Genomic DNA, 20,429 nt, shown 5'->3' on the forward strand with positions numbered 1-20,429 from the left:
CTTTATAGCAAAAATTATAGCCCTTTTGCCTCTTCCCAAAAAATATCCATTTCGGCAAGCGTCATATCTTCTAGAGACTTCCCTAATTCTTTGGCTTTTTTCTCTAAATATTGAAAGCGTCCAATAAATTTTTTATTGGTTCTTTCTAATGCATTTTCTGGGTTTACTTTTAAAAACCTAGCATAATTAATCATAGAAAATAAAACATCTCCAAATTCGGCTTCTATTTTATCAGTATCTCCTGCCTGAATTTCTTCCTCCAACTCTGCTAATTCTTCCTGAACTTTTAAAAATACTTGTTTTGGTTCTTCCCAATCAAAACCAACTCCTGCAACTTTATCCTGTATTCTACTTGCTTTCACTAATGCAGGAAGCCCTTTTGGCACACCTTCTAAAACACTTTTTTTTCCTTCTTTAAGTTTTAATTTTTCCCAGTTTTGTTTTACCTCTTCTTCATTTTCCACCTTTACATCTCCATAAATATGTGGGTGTCTGTGAATTAGTTTTTCACAAATCTCATTTGCAACATCAGCAATATCAAAAGCACCTGTTTCTGACCCAATCTTTGCATAAAAAACTATATGCAAAAGTAAATCTCCAAGTTCTTTTTTAACTTCTTCCAAATTATTATCTAAAATAGCATCTCCCAATTCATAAGTTTCTTCTATAGTAAGATGTCTTAGAGTTTCTATAGTTTGCTTTTTATCCCATGGACATTTTTCTCTAAGCTCATTCATTATAGTTAACAACCTGTCTAAAGCTTTTAACTGCGTTTCTCTGGAGTTCATTTTCATTTTGCTAAGATACAAAGTCCTATTTTCTTGTTATGTCAATAAAAATCTATTATTTTTAGCAATTAAATGTATTCTGTACATTTTTTTGCCAATTTATTACCAACCACATTAAAGAAACATTTTGAAAAAAGCAATCTTATATTTTTTTAACATTTTAAAATGTGTTTTTTTATGTTTAATACTAGTTCAGTGTGGCTCTAAAAAGGAACCTGAATTCTTATTACGGTCTAGCCATCTAGTTAATGACCAACATACTTGGTTTAAAGCTTTTGAATATTTTTCTGAAATTTTAGAAGAACGTTCTAATGGAAGAATAATTTTAGAAAACTATTCTTCGGAACAAATTGCAAAAGAAATTGAAGCAATACGAATGATTCAGACCGAAGTAATAGACATGACAGTTACTGGATCTATCTTAAATAATTGGATAGAAGTAATGGCTTTTTGCGAACTACCTTTTCTTCTTAGAGATTCGGTAGACATGAAAAACCTAATTAATGGCCCTATTGGTAAACGTATGGAAGCAGAAATGCTAAACACAACAGGACTAAGAACATTAGGTTATTTTCAACGTGGCCCAAGACATTTAACAGCAAACAGACCCATAAAGCATCCTGATGATTTAAAAGGCTTAATTGTACGTGTACCAAATGTACCTTCTTTTGTAACTGCTTGGAGCGCCTTAGGAGCAAAACCAACACCTATGGCTTTTTCAGAAGTTTTCACCTCTTTACAACAAGGCACTATAGAAGCACAAGAAAACCCATACGCACTAATAAAAGCAGCAGGTTTTTCTGAAGTGCAAAAATATCTTAACGTTACTTCTCATGTAGTAAGTTGGACCTACCCCGTTATTGGAGAAAAACAGTTTCAAAAATTTCCCGAAGATTTAAAAAAAATATTTTTAGAATGCGCTGCAGACATGCAAACCTATGAACATGAGCTATTTATTGAAAATGAAAAAAAAGTACAACAAGAATTAAAATCTAAAGGGATGACTTTTGTTACTGTTGATAAAGATGCCTTTAATGAAAAATGTAAGGATGCCATATACAATAGTTTATCTCCTGAAATGCAAGAAGTATATCATCAAATTCTAGCAGACAGAAATTAATTATATGAAAAAAAACATCACTAGACTCCTTAAATATGGCACACTTATAGGAACTATAGGTTTTGTTATAACAACAATTTTTCAAATTTATGGACGCTTTTTTATAGAAAAACCACCTTCTTGGACAGAGGAAGCTTCAAGATTCTTTTTTATATATGCAACAAGTTTTGCTGCTGGTCTTGCTATGAAAGATAAAAGTTATGTTTTTTTTGATGGCCTGTTTAATAAACTAAGTAATACAATAAGGCACAAGATTGAAATCATCAGTAATATTGCTACGCTAATTCTTTTTCTTTTAATAGCCTTTTATAGTATTCACTTTTTTCTACTTGGAATACCAGAGAATTCCCCAAGCATAGGCCTACCTATGGCAGTAGCTTTTAGTAGCATTTTAGTTATGGGGATTAGTATTAGTTATTACGCATTTATAGACCTTTTAAAACTTCTTAATAGAAAAAAATGATTTGGACAGTTATTTTAATATTTGCCGTTTGCCTTGCATTAAGGTTTCCTATCGCTTTTTCTTTAGGTATTTCTTGTTTAATTTATTTACTAATTAAAAAAATACCCCTAATATTAATTCCTATGAAGCTATATTCTGGGATAGACGTTTTTGTATTATTAAGTATTCCTGGTTTTATTCTTGCGGGAAATTTAATGAACCAAGGCGGGTTAACTGCTAAAATTATTGGTTTTTGCAACCACTTACTAGGTCATATCCGTGGTGGCTTAGCATTAGCAAATATTGGAGCTTCCATGTTATTTGCGGGAATATCTGGAACAGCAGTTTCTGACACAGCAAGTATAGGAGCCGTAATGATTCCTGCCATGAAAAAAGAAGGTTACGATGCCGATTTCTCTTGCGCCGTAACTGCTGCATCTTCCACTGTTGGACCTATTATACCGCCAAGTGTACCTATGATTATCGCGGCAACATTAAGTGGACTATCTGTTGGTAAATTATTTTTAGCTGGTGCAATTCCTGGCCTTTTACTAGGTGTTGGCCTAATGATATTAACCTATTATTTAGCTCGCAAAAGAAAATATCCTAAACACCCCAAAAGTAATTTAAAGCAAATTGCAAAAGGGTTTGTAGACACTTTTTGGTCACTACTCATGACCTTTATAATATTATTTGGAATTATTGGTGGGGTCTTTACTCCTACAGAAGCTTCTATAGTAGCCGTTATTTATGCTTTATGTATAGGTGCTTTTGTTTATAAAAAAATTACACTTAAAAATTTGGCAGTAATTACTTTAGACTCCATGAAAACTTCCGCATCTTTAATGGTGCTAATTGGTTTTGCTAACCTTTTTGGATGGATTTTAATTACTGAGCAACTACCACAAATTATATCTACAGAAATTTTAGGATTCTCTACAAACAAATATGTAGTGTTATTACTAATAAATCTTTTATTAATATTTATTGGTACTTTCATGGAAACTATTGCCGCATTACTTATTCTGTTTCCTATTTTATTAAAAGTTGCTGTAGCTGTAGAGGTAGATCCAATACATTTTGCAATTATTGCACTCTTAAATTTAATGATTGGATTAACTACACCACCATTAGGCATTTGTCTTTTTGTAGCTTCCAGCATTGGAAAAGTATCTATAAGCAAAGTAAGTAAAGCTAGTTTACCATTTTTAGCTGTTAGTATTCTAGTGTTAATTTTAGTAACCTTATTTCCTGAAATTTCTTTAGCTCTTCCTAACTTAATTTTAGAGTAACGCTACTATCATAATAAATTATAAACTCTACATAACATTCTAAAAATAATTATAACTGACGTTAGGTATTAAAAAAGCCACTCTTACGAATGGCTTATGCTTTTAATTTAATTGGTTGTTCTAAATTACTAGCTTAATTCTTCTTGTACTAAATAATAAAATGCAGGTCTACTTTTCATTCTAATACCAGACATTTTAGAAGCAACACTTTGTATTGCAGCCATAGCTTTGTCTTTATCCTCAACACCTAATTTCTTTTCAACAAAATTTCTACGCACTGTTTCTAGCTCAGAAGCATCTTGTCCTGAAACCAATGTAGCATCCTTGTTATTCACCATAGACTTTAAACTATTTACATACCCATCTAGCTTATCATGATCAATACTGCTAACACCACAATCATTTAATTGACTAACTGCTGTTGCCTTTAATTTTGCTAATTTTTCTGCTAATTCACTCATAATTGAATTGGTTTTATGTTAAAATATTTTTGATGTATTAAATTAGAAAAAAAACATAAAAAAACGCCATCCTTTTTGCTAAAAAAATATTAATTCTTAGAAACCTTTTTAGTTTGTATTTTTATACATAAAACACATTTTTCTTAATCCTAAAACATAGATGCTAAAAAAATTGGTAGTTCTTCTTCTTTTAACTTTTAATATTTTCCTCTTACAAGCGCAAAATAGATTTGATAACGAAGTTGCAAACCTTCAAAAAAAGTATAAAACAACATGGAATCCCAATGAAGAAACTACTGTTTTTACAGGTAGTTCCAGCATTAGACTATGGAAAAATTTAGACTCCCTTTTTCCCAATAAACAAATAATAAACACTGGTTTTGGAGCATCTTTATCTGGAGATTTATTACACTTTTCAGACAAGTTAATTACAAACTACAACCCAACAAAAGTATTTATTTACGAAGGAGACAATGATATTGCTTATGAAAAAAAGCCAAAAGAAGTAATTAAAAATATGGTAGAAATAATTCATAAAATAAAATCAAAAAAACCTAACACCAATATTATTCTTATTTCTGCAAAGCCAAGTATTAGTAGATGGCATTTCAAAAAAAAATATAAACAACTAAACAGAAAACTACATAGAATTACCAAAAAAGACCCCCTAATACATTTTGCTGATGTTTGGAAACCTATGTTAAATGGCAAAAAACTAAATAAATCTTTATTTGGTCCAGATGGCTTACACATGAATAAAGAAGGATATAATATTTGGTATACTGTTATTAAAAAACACTTAAACTAAAAGTAAATGAAGTTCAAAAACTTTTGTCAACTAACTACAGTTGCAATCCTAATAATACTAGTTTTAGGGTGTAAAAAACAACAAAAACCAAGAATTAAATTTCCTGCAACAGATTTGTCTAAGGAAAACCTAATTCCAAAACCATTAAAAATAATTGCTACAAATAATGCTTTTGGATTAGACAAACACACAGCAATTTATACTACAAAAGGAGCTGCAGGTTTTGAAGATATTGGTGATTTTCTTGCTAAAAAAATTAAATCAAAAATTAATCTAGAAATTCCTGTAAATTATGAAGGAGTAGAAACTATAGAACGTGTTATTTACATAAACAAATCAAACAGTTTAGAACTAGAAACTCCAGAAGCATACCAATTATATATAAACAAAGATTCTATTATCCTTAATTCTAATACTGCAGAAGGTGCCTTTAGAGGTATACAAACACTAAGGCAAATTATTCCCGAAGTAAGTAACGATACGCTAGCAGAACATAAGATTTGGCCTATAGCCTCTGGAAAAATAATAGATGCTCCAAATTTTGAATATAGAGCCTCTATGCTAGACGTTGCTAGGCATTTTTTTAGTGTAAAAGATGTTAAAAAGTACATAGACCTTTTAGCTTACTATAAAATAAACATATTACATCTTCATTTAACAGATGACCAAGGTTGGCGTATAGAAATAAAATCATGGCCCAAGCTTACCGAAATTGGAGGTAGTACAGAAGTTGGCGGTGAGTCTGGAGGTTTTTACACGCAAGAAGATTACAAAGAGATTGTTGCTTACGCAGCAGAAAGATACATTACTATAATTCCTGAAGTAGATATGCCCGGGCATACTAATGCAGCATCTGTCTCCTACCCTATTTTAAATGGTAATGGGAAAGCGCTTAAACTATATGAAGGTATGCGTGTTGGTTTTAGCACATTTAACACAAGAAAAGATACTGTATATAGCTTCATTAATGATGTAGTTAAAGAAATTTCAGCGATTACTCCAGGGCCATATTTTCATATTGGAGGAGACGAAAGCCATGTAACTAAGAAAAAAGATTACATCTATTTTGTAAATAGAGTAGAAAAAATTGTCCAAGCACATGGAAAAAGAATGATTGGGTGGGAAGAAATTGTAAATGCAAATGTAGACTCTACCTCTATTTCTCAATATTGGAAACACTCTAAAAACGCTAAAAAAGCAGTAAAAAAAGGAATGAAAGTAATTATGTCTCCTGCAGAAAAAGCGTACTTAGATATGGAATATGATACTCTTTCTAAACATGGGCTACATTGGGCTGCTTATATTCCTGTGGATACTGCTTACAAATGGACACCTGAAAATTTTGAAGGGATACCAAAAGAAAATATTTTAGGTATTGAAGCCCCCTTATGGTCCGAGACAATTAGTACTATAGAGGAACTAGAATATCTAGCTTTTCCTAGAATTATTGGGTATTCTGAACTAAGTTGGAGTACCAAAGAAAATAGAGATTGGGAAAATTATAAGGTTCGTTTAGGAAACCAAGCACCATTTTTAGATCGTATGGATGTAAAATATTACCCATCTAAATTAATAGATTGGAAGAAAAGCAAACACACCAATGAAATTATAGAAAAAGATTAATTATTATTTTTCCATAAAAAAAGCCTTCATTATGGTATAATGAAGGCTTTTTCTTTTTATAAAGTTTGGTTTATTCTTCCTCAGAAGCGTCCCCCTCTTTTTTCTCATCAAAATCTGTAATACCTTGTTCATGTAACAAATTATACCATTGTACTACCTTTTTAATATCACTAGCGTAAACTCTATCCTCATCATAATTTGGTAAAACTTCAAAAAAGTACTCTTCTAATTTTATTTTATCTGCTTTATGAGAAACACTAGTTTTACCACCTTTTTCTTTTACTTGTATTTTTAAGAAAACTTCTCTTAAAGGTAATTCTTCATCTAAAGTATAAATAGCAATTTCAGATAATACACTTACATTGCTACGCAAACTAACGCTTATCTTTTTTCCGTCTAATAAAGACTCTGCTACAAAACCTGTTCTTGTTTGTGTTAACAACTTATATAATCCTGGCTTACCAGAAATGGATAAAATTTTATCTAACCCCATACTATTATTAAATTTTAAGACCGCAAATATGCTACTTTTACTTTAATTAATTAAGCTATTTAACGACGTTTTTTCATTTCGGGAAAACGCATTCTATAATCTGCCTTAATTTTTCCTTTAGAAATATTATTTAATCTTCCCTTAAGCAATCGTTTTTTTAAGCTAGATATCTTATCTGTAAAAAGTATTCCTTCAATATGGTCATATTCATGTTGAATAACTCTAGCTAACAATCCATTGAAAGATTCTTTATGTTCTTTAAAGTTTTCATCAAAATAAGATATTAGTATCGTATCTTTTCTAGAAACATCTTCTCTTACATCTGGAATACTAAGACATCCCTCATTAAAACTCCATTCTTCTCCAGTTTCTTCAATTATTTTGGGGTTAATAAATGCTTTTTTAAATCCCTCTAATTGCTTTTTTTCTTCGGCAGACATATCATCATCTTCTGCAAAAGGAGATGCATCTACTAAAAACAAACGAATAGGAAGCCCTATTTGAGGTGCCGCCAAACCTACTCCATTTGCATTATACATGGTTTCCCACATATTTTCTAACAACGTATCTAGCTTAGGATAATCTTTATCTATTTCTTTGCCAACTTTTCTTAACACTGGGTCTCCGTAGGCTATAATTGGTAATATCATTACTTTCTGTTTAAATATGCTTGTAAAATTATAGTAGCACTAATTTCGTCTACTAAAGCTTTATTTTTTCTTTGCTTCTTTTTTAATCCACTATCTATCATGGCTTGGAATGCCATTTTAGAAGTAAATCTTTCATCTTGCCTTTCAACTGGCATATTTGGAAAAACTTTAGCTAATCTATTTAAAAAAGGAATTATATATGCTTCTGATTCCGATGGTGTATTATCCATTTGTTTAGGTTCCCCTACAATAATTACATCTACCTTTTCTTCTGCAACATACTTTTGCAAAAAAGCAACCAAATCATGTGTTGCCACAGTTGTTAGTCCAGAGGCTATTATCTGTAATTCATCGGTAACTGCAATTCCAGTTCTCTTTCTACCAAAATCTATTGCTAAAATTCTTCCCAAATTAATTTTTGGCAAAAATAAAGGATAAATTGTTATAACTATAAATTTGAAAGAGGTATTCCCATACTTCCACTTATATTTGTTGAAACTTTAGAAACAAAATGACAGAATTACAAAATATTATAGAAAAAGCGTGGGATAATAGAGACCTATTAAAAGAAAACGCTACGCAAGACGCTATTAGAAAAGTTATAGATTTATTAGATAAAGGAAAATTACGTGTTGCAGAACCTACTACAGACGGTTGGCAAGTTAATGAATGGGTAAAAAAAGGTGTAGTACTTTATTTCCCTATCCAAAAAATGGAAACATTAGAAGCAGGTGTATTTGAATACCACGATAAAATGCCTCTTAAGACAGATTATGCTGGCCAAGGTGTTCGTGTTGTTCCTGGAGCTTCTGCTCGCCAAGGTTCTTACCTTTCTCCCGGAACTATTTTAATGCCTAGTTATGTAAACATAGGTGCTTATGTAGATGAAGGTACCATGGTAGATACTTGGGCAACTGTAGGTAGCTGTGCACAAATTGGTAAAAACGTACACTTAAGTGGTGGTGTTGGCATTGGTGGTGTTTTAGAGCCTTTACAAGCTGCCCCTGTAATTATTGAAGACGGTGTTTTTGTTGGCTCTCGTTGTATTGTTGTAGAAGGTGTTAGAGTAGAAAAAGAAGCGGTTTTAGGTGCCAATGTAGTTTTAACTATGAGTACAAAAATTATAGATGTAACTGGAGATAAGCCAGTAGAAACAAAGGGGGTTGTTCCTGCACGTTCTGTAGTTATTCCTGGAAGTTATACTAAAAAGTTTGCTGCTGGAGAATATAATGTTCCTTGTGCCCTAATTATTGGCAAGCGTAAAGAAAGTACTAATAAGAAGACCTCTTTAAATGATGCATTACGTGAGTATGATGTAGCAGTTTAGAAAACTTCTATTAAAAAAACATAAAAACTCTACTTTTTAAGGTAGGGTTTTTTTTATTAAAGTTGTTTTTAAATAAAAAACACATAGATTTGGAACTTACTAAAAGTGTAAGTTTTTTCTTTTTTAATTACAAACACACTTTTTATAAAAGATTATCGTTATAACAATAATTAAATAGTATACAAGCGCAACCTTTTATAAAAATTGAATCTAAAATATAAATATATATTGTAAGAATAATGCCTAATAATAAAGAAAAACTTTCCGCTTTAATAATCACCTATAATGAAATAGGATACATTCAGCAATGTATAGAATCTGTTTCCTTTGCCGATGAAATTATTGTGGTAGATTCTTATAGTACAGATGGCACTTACGAGTTTTTAGTTGAGCATCCTAAGGTAAAGGTAATTCAACACCCATTTTCAAATTTTACAGCGCAAAAAGCATTTACTTTAAAACAAGCTGCTAATGACTGGGTATTGTTTTTAGATGCAGATGAAGTGGTTTCTAAAAAATTAGAGACTGAAATTACTACTACTATTAATTCTAACAACACTAAAGAAGCTTATTGGTTTTACAGAAAGTTTATGTACCAAAATAAACCTTTACACTTTAGCGGATGGCAGACGGATAAAAATTACCGTCTTTTTAGAAAAAGTAAAGCACAGTTTTCAGACAAAAAAATTGTACATGAAACCCTAGAAGTTAATGGTTCATCTGGAATCTTAAAAGAAAAACTAACACATTACTGTTATAAAGACTATAAGGATTACAAAGGTAAAATGCTTAAATATGGTAAACTAAAAGCCAAAGAAGCTTTTTATCGTGAAAAGAAATTTACATACGTAATGCTTTTGCTTAAACCTACTTGGAAATTTTTTAATCACTACTTTTTACGTTTAGGCTTTTTAGATGGCAAAAAAGGAATTACTATTTGTTATTTAAACGCATTAGGAGTTTTAGAGTATAGCAAAGAACTTAAACGTTTAGAAAAAAAGAACGAATTAGCTTATTATTTGCTAATGCCGTAGTGTGTCCAAACACTCTTTTTTTGTTTAACCTCTTTTCTTATTACCATATTTTTAGCAATTGCTTCAGGAGTTTTATACCCTCTCTTATGATCTAGATGCACACAAACAGCACTATATCGTAACTGTTTAGATTTTAATCCAAAATTAAATAAACGCTCTCCAAATTCTCGGTCTTCCCCTCCATATTGCATACGCTCATCAAAACCGTTAACATTTAAAATATCCTTTTTCCAACCAGAGGAATTATGACCATTCCAACTTGCATTTGTTGGTGTAAAAGTATTTAACAATCTAGAAATAAATCCTTTTGCAGTTAATTTGTTATTCTTAAATGTTTTTGGTAACCCCTTCTCTTTTAACCAATTAATATTAAAACAGTTCTGTTTTATTATATCATCTTTAGTAATAGCTTTAGATATATTCATTGGCAACATATAATATCCTCCAGAAATAAAAGTACCATCTTCTTTATTTAAATAGTGCACATGAACAAAATCTTCTCTAGGAATACAATCACCATCGGTCATAATTATATAATCAGATGTGCTTGCTACTATGGCCTTGTTAAGAATTTTACATTTTTGAAAACCGTTGTCTTCCTGCCAAACATGTATAATTTCATAATCAACATCTTCTTTTATTCTTTCAATCAATTCTTTAGTTTCCTTTGTAGAACCATCATCAGCAATAACTATTTGAAAGTCCTTGTAGGTCTGACAATTAAAACCCCAAAGAACTTTTTCTAACCAATCAGGTTGATTATATGTACTCACGATAACACTAACAGCACTCATAAAAATGATTAAATTTTACTACTTTTACAAATGTACTTTTTTGATGTTCATTTCCAACAAAAAATTTCATTCTTTATATGAAGCATACCTATGTAGGTTCCACTATTTATCATATTTACCTTTCTATTTTACATATTATTAGAAGCTCTCAATATAATATAAATAATACAGGAGAAAATATTCTTTTTTTAATTGAAAGTACTCCAAACATAGAAAAGCTAATACCTAGTTTAAAAAAAAGGTTTTTTAGAGATGTTTATATTATTTCTGAACGAAAAGAACATGTAAATGACTTAGGGAAATTTAATTATACTTTTAAACGAAAAGAAAAACTAGTACCTTATTTAGAAAAAAAACATCCTGAATTAGTCAAAGAAAAAGAGTTCCTTAAAATATCAAGTCTTTATTTATGTGATGTTGACTCCTCTAAAAGTTATTTCTTATATAAATATGGGTTTAAAGAAATTTCAATGATTGAAGATGGAGCAAATACTTATAGGCAAAGGCGTACCAAATTTGAGTTATTTGCAAAAACGTATATAACAAAAACTTTAATTGGTGGTGGGTTTGATAAAGAAACTGAAAAAATTTATGCTCAATTTCCAGAGAAATTACCAAAACCATTATTAAAAAAAGCAATTGAGTTAAATATAAAAAAGGAAGTAGCAAAATTAAATAAAGATATTAAAGATGAGCTTTTTAATCTTTTTCTTCCAAAAACCTCTTTTACATTAAAGAAGAATAATAATGCCCTAATTCTTACCCAGCCAATTTCTGAAGACCAAGTAATTAAAAACGAAGAAACTAAAATTGAAATTTATAAAGATGTAATATCTAAAGTGCCGTCTAATTTAAATATTGTACTAAAAGTACATCCAAGAGAAATTACACAGTATGATAAATATTTTTCAGACATTACCATACTTCCTGCACTTTTTCCAATTGAAATTTTAGGACTTAAAGAAGGATTTCATTTTAAACAAGGGTATACTCTTTTTTCAACTGCACTTTCTAATTTAGAAATTGTTAAGGAGCGTTTCTTTCTAGGTAAAGATTATTTAGATAAATTTACAGCCAGAGGAACTAAGGAGTTAATAAAACAAATGACAGACAATTCATAGAAAGTTAATAAAATGAAAAAAAAAACGGTAGGTTTTATACCTCTTAGAAAAAATTCAAAAGGAATTCCTAATAAGAACAAAAAAAAACTATTAGGTAGACCCTTATTTACTTGGGTTTTGGCAGAAGCTATTTTTTCTAAGCTAGATTTTGTTTATGTTTTCACAGATGACGAGGAAATTATTGATTATGTAAACACCAATTTCTCATGGTCATCTAAAGTACAATGTATAAAAAGGTCTCCAGAAAATGCAGAAGATACATCCTCTACAGAAGATGCCATCTTAGAATTTTGCGATTCCGTAAATTTAGAGTTCGATATTTTTTGCCTACTACAAGCAACTTCCCCCTTAACTAAAAAAGAAAATATTAACGAAGCTTTATTAAAGTTAGAAAACGCAGATATAGATTCTGTACTTAGCGTTGTAAAAACACATAGGTTTATATGGTCTAAAGAAGGAAAAAGTCTTAATTATGATTACAAAAATAGACCTAGAAGACAAGATTTTGAAGGATTATTAATTGAAAACGGAGCTATATATTGCACTAACAAAAAAGGTTTATTAGAATCAAAAAACAGACTAAATGGTAATATTGCTACTTTAGAAATGCCCGAGAATAGCTTTGTAGAGATAGACTCTGAAACTGATTGGAAAATTATTGAGCAATTACTAGTTTCTAATTTTAAACTAAATAAATTTGCAGAAAGAATAAACTACCTTGTATTAGATGTAGACGGAGTTTTTACAGATGGTAATGTGCATTTTAGTAAAGATGGCGAATTATCTAAGGTCTTTGATATGCGAGATGGAATGGGGTTAGAAATATTAAGACAAAACAATGTAAAAGTAATGGTGATGACTTCTGAAAATTCTGAAGTCGTAAAACAAAGAATGAAAAAATTAAAAATAGAAGATGTATTCCTTGGTATTAAAGATAAATACTCTTTCTTACAACAAATAATGTTAGATAGGGATATCTCATCTAAAGAGATAGCATATGTAGGTGATGATGTAAACGACCTAAGTAATATGCTCCGTTGCGGATGGTCTTTATGCCCAAATAACGCAACAAAACCAATTAAATATAATGCAGATATAATACTAAATAATACTTCTGCCAAAGGAGCAATACGAGAGGCTTCTGAATTTATAATAAATTATAACTTAAGATTTAATGGAATATAAAAAACCGTATGTTATTGCAGAAATAGGATGTAACCATAAAGGTGATTTAAAAATAGCGAAAGAACTAATTTACATCTCTAAAGTTTTTGGTAATGCTAATGCTGTAAAATTTCAAAAAAGAAATAATAAAGAATTATTAACTAAAGAGCAATATAATGCGCCGCACCCAAACCCAATAAATTCTTATGGTAATACGTATGGTGCTCATAGAGAATTTTTAGAATTTAGTGTAGAGGAACATAAAATATTAAAAAGTTATTGTGAAGAAGTAGGCATTACTTATTCTACTTCTGTTTGGGATACCACCTCTGCAAAAGAAATAGCTAGTCTTGAGCCAGATTTTATAAAAATACCTTCTGCCTGTAATAACCATTTTGAAATGTTAGAATGGTTGTGTGACAATTACCCTGGTGAGATTCATATTTCTACGGGAATGACTACTAAAGATGAAATTCATGAAATTGTTGCTTTTTTCTCTAAAAAAGGTAGAAATCAAGATTTAGTAGTTTACAATTGTACCTCTGGCTATCCAGTCCCTTTTAAAGATATATGCCTGTTAGATATTCTAACACTTCAAAAAAAGTATGGAGATAAAGTTAAAAGTATTGGTTTTTCTGGACATCATTTAGGAATAGCTGTTGATGTAGCTGCATATACATTAGGGGCTCATGTAATAGAAAGACATTTTACTTTAGATAGAACCTGGAAAGGAACTGACCACTCAGCGTCTTTAGAACCTATGGGATTACGAAAACTTTGTAGAGATTTAAATGCTACTCATGATGCTTTAACTTATAAAGAAAAAGATATTTTAGACATTGAATCGGTACAAAGAGAAAAATTGAAATATAAAAAATAAAATGCGTCAAGATTTTAGTCAAGAACTTAAAAAAACTGTTGATGTATTACAAAACGGTGGTCTTATCCTATACCCTACAGATACTGTTTGGGGTATAGGTTGCGACGCTACAAATGAAGAAGCCGTAAAAAAAGTATATGCCCTTAAGCAAAGAGAAGACAGTAAAGCTTTAATTTGTTTGGTTGGTAATGATGCTATGTTAGAACGCCATATTGAGAAAGTACCGGATTTAGCTTTTGATATTATTGATTTGGCTACAAAACCAACCACAATTATCTACGACAATCCAAAAGGCATTGCTAAAAATTTAATTGCAGAAGATAATACACTTGCTGTAAGAATAGCTTCCGATAAATTTTGTCAATATTTAATAAACAAGTTTAAAAAACCAATTGTTTCTACATCTGCAAACGTTTCTGGTAAACCGACTCCTAAAAGCAGAAATGAAATTAGCGATGTAATTTTAAAAGGTGTAGACTATATTGTAAATTTGCAGCCACAACAAAATTTTGGATCACCATCTTCTATTATTAAATTAAGTAATGACGGACAGGTGAAAGTGATTCGTGAATAAAATGCAAGAAAATTACAAAACCGCTTTACAAGACCCAATATTTACAATTTTATCCCAAGCTACAGAAGAATTAGCATTAGAATCCTATGTTATTGGAGGCTATGTACGTGATTTTATACTACAAAGAGGATCACATAAAGATATAGATATTGTAACTGTTGGTAGTGGTATTGAGCTTGCAAAAAAAGTAGCATCTTTATTACCTAACAACCCTCAAGTTTCTGTATTTAAGAATTTTGGTACCGCCATGATCAAATACAAAAATTTAGAATTAGAATTTGTTGGTGCTAGAAAAGAAAGCTACCATAGAGACAGTCGTAAACCTGTGGTAGAGAATGGAACATTAGAGGACGATCAAAAAAGGCGAGATTTTACTATTAATGCTCTAGCGCTTTCTTTAAACAAAACGTCTTTTGGAAACTTAGTAGACCCTTTTTCTGGAATAAAAAACTTAGAACAAAAAAGCATACAAACACCTTTAGAACCAGGCATAACGTATTCCGATGACCCTTTACGAATGATGCGTGCCATACGTTTTGCTACACAATTAAACTTTACAATAGAAAAAGAATCTTTAGATGCTATTACGGAACATAAAAATCGCATAAAAATTATCTCTAAAGAACGTATTGTAGATGAACTTCATAAAATACTAGCAAGTAAAACTCCCTCTATTGGATTAGCTTTATTACATAAAACTGGATTATTACCTTTTATTCTTCCAGAACTTGTGGCGTTACAAGGTATTGAAGAAATAGAAGGACAAAAACACAAAGACAACTTTTGGCATACCTTAGAAGTTGTAGATAATATAGCCAAAACTACAGATAATTTATGGTTACGTTGGGCTGCATTACTACATGATATAGGTAAAGCTCCTACCAAAAAATTTCATAAAAAAATTGGCTGGACCTTTCACGGACATGAGTTTGTAGGTTCCAAAATGGTCTACAAATTATTTAAAAGACTTAGAATGCCTTTAAACGACAAGATGAAATTTGTACAAAAAATTGTACTCATGAGTTCTCGTCCCATTGTAATATCTGAAGATTTTGTTACTGATTCTGCAGTAAGAAGGTTAATTTTTGATGCTGGAGACCATATAGAAGACCTAATGACGCTATGTGAAGCGGATATTACTACTAAGAATGCTAGAAAACAAAAAAAATACAAAAACAACTTTAAAATTGTTCGCCAAAAAATAGTTGAAGTTGAAGAAAGAGATAAAATAAGAAACTTTCAACCTCCTATCTCTGGAGAAGAGATTATGAATGTTTTTGGACTACAACCTTCTAAAGAAATTGGAATTATTAAAGATGCCATTAAAGAAGCTATTTTAGAAGGCAAAATTGCAAATAGTTATGAAGATGCTTATGATTTTATGCTACAAAAAGGAGAATCACTAGGTCTTTCAAGCACTAAACAATAACGTAAAATTCTTTTAAAACCTCCTGTTTATAATCATTTATAAAAAACACTTTTAATAAAAATAACAAACGACAAGATTTACTTATTTTTCAAATACACTTCCCCTTAAACCTAAAATAATTAATTATTCGTTTTTTATTTAGTCTCTATACTTGTCTAAAGCGTATTTTTTATGTTATTTTTCTTACATAAAAAGTAGTTTTACATAAAATAACATAAACCATTCATCTCCCATTTATATGGAAAAGATTAGACTGAATTCTAGAAAAAACTAGAAAAGCTGCTCCTATAAGAACTGACCTTGCTAAGTACTTAGACATTGAACCAATATATTTTGATTTTGACAAAGCTTTTATCAGAGAAGATGCAAAAATTAGTACGGAAAAGTATTGGCATACCTTAGAGAATTCTCAGAAGTACACGTACAAGTACGTTCTCATACAGACTCTCGTGCAAATAACTGGTATAATGAAGGCCTTTCGGTACGCAGAGCTAAAGCCACAGCTGCTTATCTAATATCTCAAGAGATTGCTAAAGAAAGAATATCGCACAAAGGGTTTGGAGAAACAGAACTCACCAATGAATGTAGTAATGAGGTTATTTGTTCTAAAGAGAAACATCAACAAAACAGAAGGTCTGAATTTATTGTAACAAAATAGTCAAACCTAAATATAGGATTAGAATACAGAATTAAGGTAGAAAATTTAGATTTTCTACCTTAATTTATAATATCTAATACTATCAAAAATCACTTAAAACACCTATATTAATTATACTTTCAAATTAGTACACAAAACAAAACTCTCTAGCTACACATACACACTCTCTTATATTCACAACATTAAATTTTTAAAAAAAACCTATTAAATTATATTTGGATGTACTACAATTATGTAGCCTTATTATTACAATTAATAATTAAATTACTTTAAAATTTAATACGTAGAGATTAAAATCATGATAAAATTATCCCCCTCAGTACATTCAAAAACAAAAAAAATAGTACAGAAAATAAATACTTTAGTAATATTAATTATTGTTTTAGTTACCTCTCAAAAAATACAAGCTCAATTAAGTGATTTACATTATTTGCCCCCACTTACACAAACTGGCAACCACATGCGTGATCAGGCTGTTTATTTATCAACCCCTGAGACCGCAGCATTTAATGTTAACATTTACAGAGGTACATCTGCTGTTCCTTTAACAACAGTTTCTGTCTCTAATACAACACCTTTTATTTATACATTACCTAGTAGTGATAATGGAATAACTATGTTACCAGATGCACAAGTTGGTACAATTCAATCTAATGCTGGTTTGCGATTAGAAGCACCAGGAGGAGAAAAATTCTATGTAAATTATAGAGGTAGAAATGATGTTCAAGGTGCATCTTTAACCTCTAAAGGAAGAATTGGATTAGGAAAACACTTTAAATGGGGTGGTGTTCCTTTTTTACACAATAGAAGTATTTATAATGCTGCTTTAGGAATTATGGCAACCGAAGATAATACTAGCATTGTTATATCAGACTACGATCCAGATTGTGCATTTAGACAAGGAACAAATGCAAGAGGAATAACTAGCAATACAATAACCATTACATTAGATAAAGGCGAAAGTTATGTACTAGAAAATATTGGAAACAACCAAAACACAGCTAACGATACTAACGCAAACAGATATGGCTGGTTGGGTGCCGACATTGCTTCCGATAAAGATATTGCTATTAGTAATGGTAATGTCTTAGTTGGGGTAGTTTCTGGTACTAACTTGCAAGATGCAGGTTTAGACCAACCCGTACCTATAGATGTAATTGGTAGAGAATATGTTTTCATTAGAGGTGGCGGAAGTAACTCTTTAGAATTTCCTATTATTATCGGAACGGTAAACGGAACGGATATATTTGTAAATGGCTCTTCTACTCCTATAGCAACAATAAACGATGGAGAGTTTTTTGTAATACCTGGCTCTAACTACTCGGGAACTGCTCCTGGAAGTAATCTTACCGTAACTACTTCTAACAATGTATACGCATACCAGTCCTTAGCTGGCAGTACAAGTGTAGCTACAAATGGGCTTAATTTTATAGCACCAGTAAATTGTTTATTACCAAACACTCTTAGTAATATAGCTACTATTGAAGATTTAGCTGGAGTAGATATTAATGGTGGTTTAACCATTTTAGCCTCTACTACTACTTTAGACAGTAATATAACTGTTACAGATGGGTCTGGTACAGTTACCTTACCTCCTAGTCAAAATGCATCCGGGTTACCTTGGAAAAGTTTTTATTTACCAAACTTAACAGGAAATGTTTCTGTAATGTCTTCAGGACCAATAGCTGTTGGTGTTGTTGGGCTAAGCGGTGCCTTAGGTATTGGAGGTTATTTCTCTGGTTTTGATACTGTTCCCGTAGTAGATTATACCATTTCGGGGGACGGTTGTGTAGGGAGTGAAATTACGTTAACAAATACTTTTGACACCTACCAATGGTATAAAAATGGAGAATTAATTCCTGGTGCAAATCTTTCTTCTTATACACCAACTACTCTTGGTGATTATTATGTTGAAGTTTCTTCAGGTGGTTGTTTTTACGATTCTAATGTTATCAATATATATTACTGTAACCCAGATATAGCGGTAACAAAAACAGCAAATAAATCAACCTATTCAGAAGAAGAGAACGTTACTTTTACTATAACTGTAGAAAGTTTAGGAGTACACGATGTTACTAATGTTGTAATTAACGATGTTTTACCTACTGGTTTAACGCTATCTAGTGCAACACCTTCTTCTGGAACTTGGTCTTCTCCAAACTGGAGTTTAGGTACAATGACAGGTGGAGAAAAACAAACTTTAACCATAGTTGCCATACCTGATGCAATTGAGTCTCCAATAAGAGAGGTTTTGATTACAAATACAGTGTCAAACACACAAGATCAAGTAGATTCTAATGAAACTGCTGATGATTTAGAAGAAACTATTACCATAAAAAACAATGATGATGATGGCGATGGCGACCCAGATGTAACAGATCCAGACCCTAACGATGCTTGTGTGTACAGTACAAACCAAGTAGTAGCTAATGTTGACCCAATATGGAATACAACAGATTGCGATGGCGATGGCGAAGATAATGGAACGGAAATAGCAAACGGTACAGACCCTGCAGACCCTTGTTCTGTAACTACACCAACGGAACGTGAAAGCACAGATGAGAATTATGCCGTTTGGGCAGCAGCAGATTGTGATGCCGATGGTAATGTAAATGGTAATGATCCTAATCCATTTAATCCAACTGCAACTGATGATTTTACCACAGCAAGTGTAACTATTGCAAAAACATTTAATGTTTTAAATAATGACGACTTTTTAGTGGGTAGTACCATTACAGATTTAGGTACAGGTACCGCTTCTGGTACAGTCGTTATTAATAACGCAACAGGAGAAATTACCTATACGGCACCAATAAGTGAAAATTTCTCTACGGTTTCTATAGATTATCGTGTTTGTAATGGTACTATCTGTGCCACCGCAATATTTTATGTAGAAATTCCTGCGTGTATAGATTCTGATGGTGACAATGTGTGTGATGCTGCAGAAACACCTGCAACGGTTAATGACCCATGTCAACCTTCAAGTGACCAGTATTGGCAACCGCAAGGGACAAATGATTGTGATAATGACGGACTTACCAATGATGAGGAGGCAGCTGCAGGTACAAATCCGAATGAAGCAGATAGCGATGGGGATGGTATAGATGATGGTACAGAAATTAATACAGATGGTACGGATCCTTTAGATGATTGTAGTTCTAACGGAGGTACTCCTTTAAGCACAAGCGATTGTGATGATGATGGACTAACAGAAGCTGAAGAAGCTTCTGCTGGTACAGATCCTACAAATCCTGATTCTGATGGGGATGGTGTAAAAGATGGTTGGGAAATAACTGTTGATGGTACAAACCCGCTAGATTTATGTAGCTACGATATTGATAGTGCAACAGAAACACCTAGCACCTCTTGGAATACAGCAGACTGTGATGGTGATGGTATTGATAACCAAACCGAAATAGCAAATAATACAGATACTCAAGAACCTTGTGATCCTACACAAACAACCGGTTATACGGGTTATGATGCTAGTAATGCTATTTGGGCAACAGCTGATTGTGATGGAGATGGTGTTACTAATGGTACTGAAGATACTAATGGTACAGACCCTTATAATACAGATACCGATGGTGATGGCGTTCCTGATAATACAGATATTAACCCACTAGATCCTTGTTCTCCAACACAAGCAGCAGGGTATACTGGGTATGATGCAACCAATATAACTTGGGCAAATGCAGATTGTGATGCGGATGGTGTTGATAATGGTATGGAAGATACCAATGGTACAGATCCATATAACACAGACACCGA

Annotated in this window: 20 protein-coding genes; 14 read left to right on the forward strand and 6 right to left on the reverse strand. The window is 31.7% G+C overall.

What is annotated here, in order from left to right; translation table 11 throughout:
* Positions 1-14: 14 nt before the first annotated feature.
* The gene (gene mazG, locus Q0820_RS13745) at positions 15-788 is read right to left on the reverse strand and encodes a nucleoside triphosphate pyrophosphohydrolase (protein ID WP_298488313.1); all 774 of its coding nucleotides are present in this window, start codon (positions 786-788) and stop codon (positions 15-17) included.
* 127 nt (positions 789-915) lie between these two features.
* Here mazG and Q0820_RS13750 point away from each other — a divergent pair, with 127 nt between their 5' ends.
* Genes Q0820_RS13750 through Q0820_RS13760 form a run of 3 tightly spaced genes read left to right on the forward strand, consistent with a single transcriptional unit; the run spans position 916 to position 3,642 of the window.
* Entirely contained in the window at positions 916-1,908 is a 993-nt protein-coding gene (locus Q0820_RS13750; RefSeq protein WP_298488315.1) for a TRAP transporter substrate-binding protein, read from the forward strand.
* 4 nt (positions 1,909-1,912) lie between these two features.
* Entirely contained in the window at positions 1,913-2,371 is a 459-nt protein-coding gene (locus Q0820_RS13755; RefSeq protein ID WP_298488317.1) for a TRAP transporter small permease subunit, read from the forward strand.
* Entirely contained in the window at positions 2,368-3,642 is a 1,275-nt protein-coding gene (locus Q0820_RS13760; protein ID WP_298488318.1) for a TRAP transporter large permease, read from the forward strand. The genes Q0820_RS13755 and Q0820_RS13760 overlap by 4 nt, the downstream gene beginning before the upstream one ends.
* Before the next feature lie 128 nt (positions 3,643-3,770).
* Here the strand turns inward: Q0820_RS13760 and Q0820_RS13765 are convergent, their stop codons facing one another.
* Positions 3,771-4,103 (reverse strand): DUF2853 family protein, encoded by a 333-nt coding sequence (locus Q0820_RS13765; protein ID WP_298488320.1) that lies wholly within the window; start codon positions 4,101-4,103, stop codon positions 3,771-3,773.
* A gap of 160 nt (positions 4,104-4,263) precedes the next feature.
* Here Q0820_RS13765 and Q0820_RS13770 point away from each other — a divergent pair, with 160 nt between their 5' ends.
* Positions 4,264-4,911 carry a GDSL-type esterase/lipase family protein gene (locus Q0820_RS13770; protein ID WP_298488322.1) on the forward strand — a complete coding sequence of 216 codons (648 nt, stop codon included), beginning with the start codon at positions 4,264-4,266 and terminating at the stop codon, positions 4,909-4,911.
* 6 nt (positions 4,912-4,917) lie between these two features.
* Positions 4,918-6,534, forward strand: coding sequence for a family 20 glycosylhydrolase (locus Q0820_RS13775; protein WP_298488324.1), 1,617 nt, complete (start codon positions 4,918-4,920; stop codon positions 6,532-6,534).
* A gap of 70 nt (positions 6,535-6,604) precedes the next feature.
* Here Q0820_RS13775 and Q0820_RS13780 read toward each other — a convergent pair whose 3' ends face one another.
* Genes Q0820_RS13780 through ruvX form a run of 3 tightly spaced genes read right to left on the reverse strand, consistent with a single transcriptional unit; the run spans position 6,605 to position 8,087 of the window.
* The gene (locus tag Q0820_RS13780; protein ID WP_298488326.1) at positions 6,605-7,027 is read right to left on the reverse strand and encodes a DUF5606 domain-containing protein; all 423 of its coding nucleotides are present in this window, start codon (positions 7,025-7,027) and stop codon (positions 6,605-6,607) included.
* A gap of 59 nt (positions 7,028-7,086) precedes the next feature.
* On the reverse strand, positions 7,087-7,677 hold the full coding sequence (gene def, locus Q0820_RS13785; protein WP_298488328.1) for a peptide deformylase: 591 nt from the start codon (positions 7,675-7,677) through the stop codon (positions 7,087-7,089).
* Positions 7,677-8,087 (reverse strand): Holliday junction resolvase RuvX, encoded by a 411-nt coding sequence (gene ruvX, locus Q0820_RS13790; protein ID WP_298488330.1) that lies wholly within the window; start codon positions 8,085-8,087, stop codon positions 7,677-7,679. The genes def and ruvX overlap by 1 nt, the downstream gene beginning before the upstream one ends.
* 101 nt (positions 8,088-8,188) lie before the next feature.
* Between ruvX and Q0820_RS13795 the strand changes: the two genes are divergently transcribed.
* Both Q0820_RS13795 and Q0820_RS13800 read left to right on the forward strand, forming a co-directional pair.
* Entirely contained in the window at positions 8,189-9,004 is an 816-nt protein-coding gene (locus Q0820_RS13795; protein ID WP_298488332.1) for a 2,3,4,5-tetrahydropyridine-2,6-dicarboxylate N-succinyltransferase, read from the forward strand.
* A 239-nt stretch (positions 9,005-9,243) separates the two neighbouring features.
* Positions 9,244-10,038 carry a glycosyltransferase family 2 protein gene (locus Q0820_RS13800; RefSeq protein ID WP_298488333.1) on the forward strand — a complete coding sequence of 265 codons (795 nt, stop codon included), beginning with the start codon at positions 9,244-9,246 and terminating at the stop codon, positions 10,036-10,038.
* Here Q0820_RS13800 and Q0820_RS13805 read toward each other — a convergent pair.
* Complete coding sequence (locus Q0820_RS13805) at positions 10,020-10,832, reverse strand: glycosyltransferase family 2 protein (protein WP_298488335.1); 813 nt, start codon at positions 10,830-10,832, stop codon at positions 10,020-10,022. The two genes, Q0820_RS13800 and Q0820_RS13805, sit on opposite strands and share 19 nt — an antisense overlap.
* A 77-nt stretch (positions 10,833-10,909) precedes the next feature.
* On the opposite strand from Q0820_RS13805, the gene Q0820_RS13810 reads away from it, so the two are divergent.
* From Q0820_RS13810 to Q0820_RS13840, 7 genes are all read left to right on the forward strand, one after another.
* Positions 10,910-11,953 (forward strand): glycosyltransferase family 52, encoded by a 1,044-nt coding sequence (locus Q0820_RS13810; RefSeq protein ID WP_298488337.1) that lies wholly within the window; start codon positions 10,910-10,912, stop codon positions 11,951-11,953.
* A gap of 12 nt (positions 11,954-11,965) precedes the next feature.
* Positions 11,966-13,138, forward strand: a complete 1,173-nt coding sequence (locus Q0820_RS13815) for an acylneuraminate cytidylyltransferase (RefSeq protein ID WP_298488339.1) — start codon at positions 11,966-11,968, stop codon at positions 13,136-13,138.
* A complete protein-coding gene (locus Q0820_RS13820; RefSeq protein ID WP_298488341.1) occupies positions 13,128-13,997 on the forward strand; it encodes an N-acetylneuraminate synthase family protein in 870 nt (289 codons plus the stop codon). The genes Q0820_RS13815 and Q0820_RS13820 overlap by 11 nt, the downstream gene beginning before the upstream one ends.
* Before the next feature lies 1 nt (position 13,998).
* Positions 13,999-14,571 (forward strand): L-threonylcarbamoyladenylate synthase, encoded by a 573-nt coding sequence (locus Q0820_RS13825; protein WP_298488343.1) that lies wholly within the window; start codon positions 13,999-14,001, stop codon positions 14,569-14,571.
* Between the two features lies 1 nt (position 14,572).
* Positions 14,573-16,000, forward strand: coding sequence for an HD domain-containing protein (locus tag Q0820_RS13830; RefSeq protein WP_298488355.1), 1,428 nt, complete (start codon positions 14,573-14,575; stop codon positions 15,998-16,000).
* 388 nt (positions 16,001-16,388) lie between these two features.
* Positions 16,389-16,658, forward strand: coding sequence for an OmpA family protein (locus Q0820_RS13835; RefSeq protein ID WP_298488345.1), 270 nt, complete (start codon positions 16,389-16,391; stop codon positions 16,656-16,658).
* 298 nt (positions 16,659-16,956) lie between these two features.
* A partial coding sequence (locus tag Q0820_RS13840) for a hypothetical protein (RefSeq protein ID WP_298488347.1) occupies positions 16,957-20,429 on the forward strand: 3,473 nt, incomplete at its 3' end.

The organism is uncultured Maribacter sp., assembly GCF_947495965.1.
GTDB lineage: Bacteria > Bacteroidota > Bacteroidia > Flavobacteriales > Flavobacteriaceae > Maribacter_B.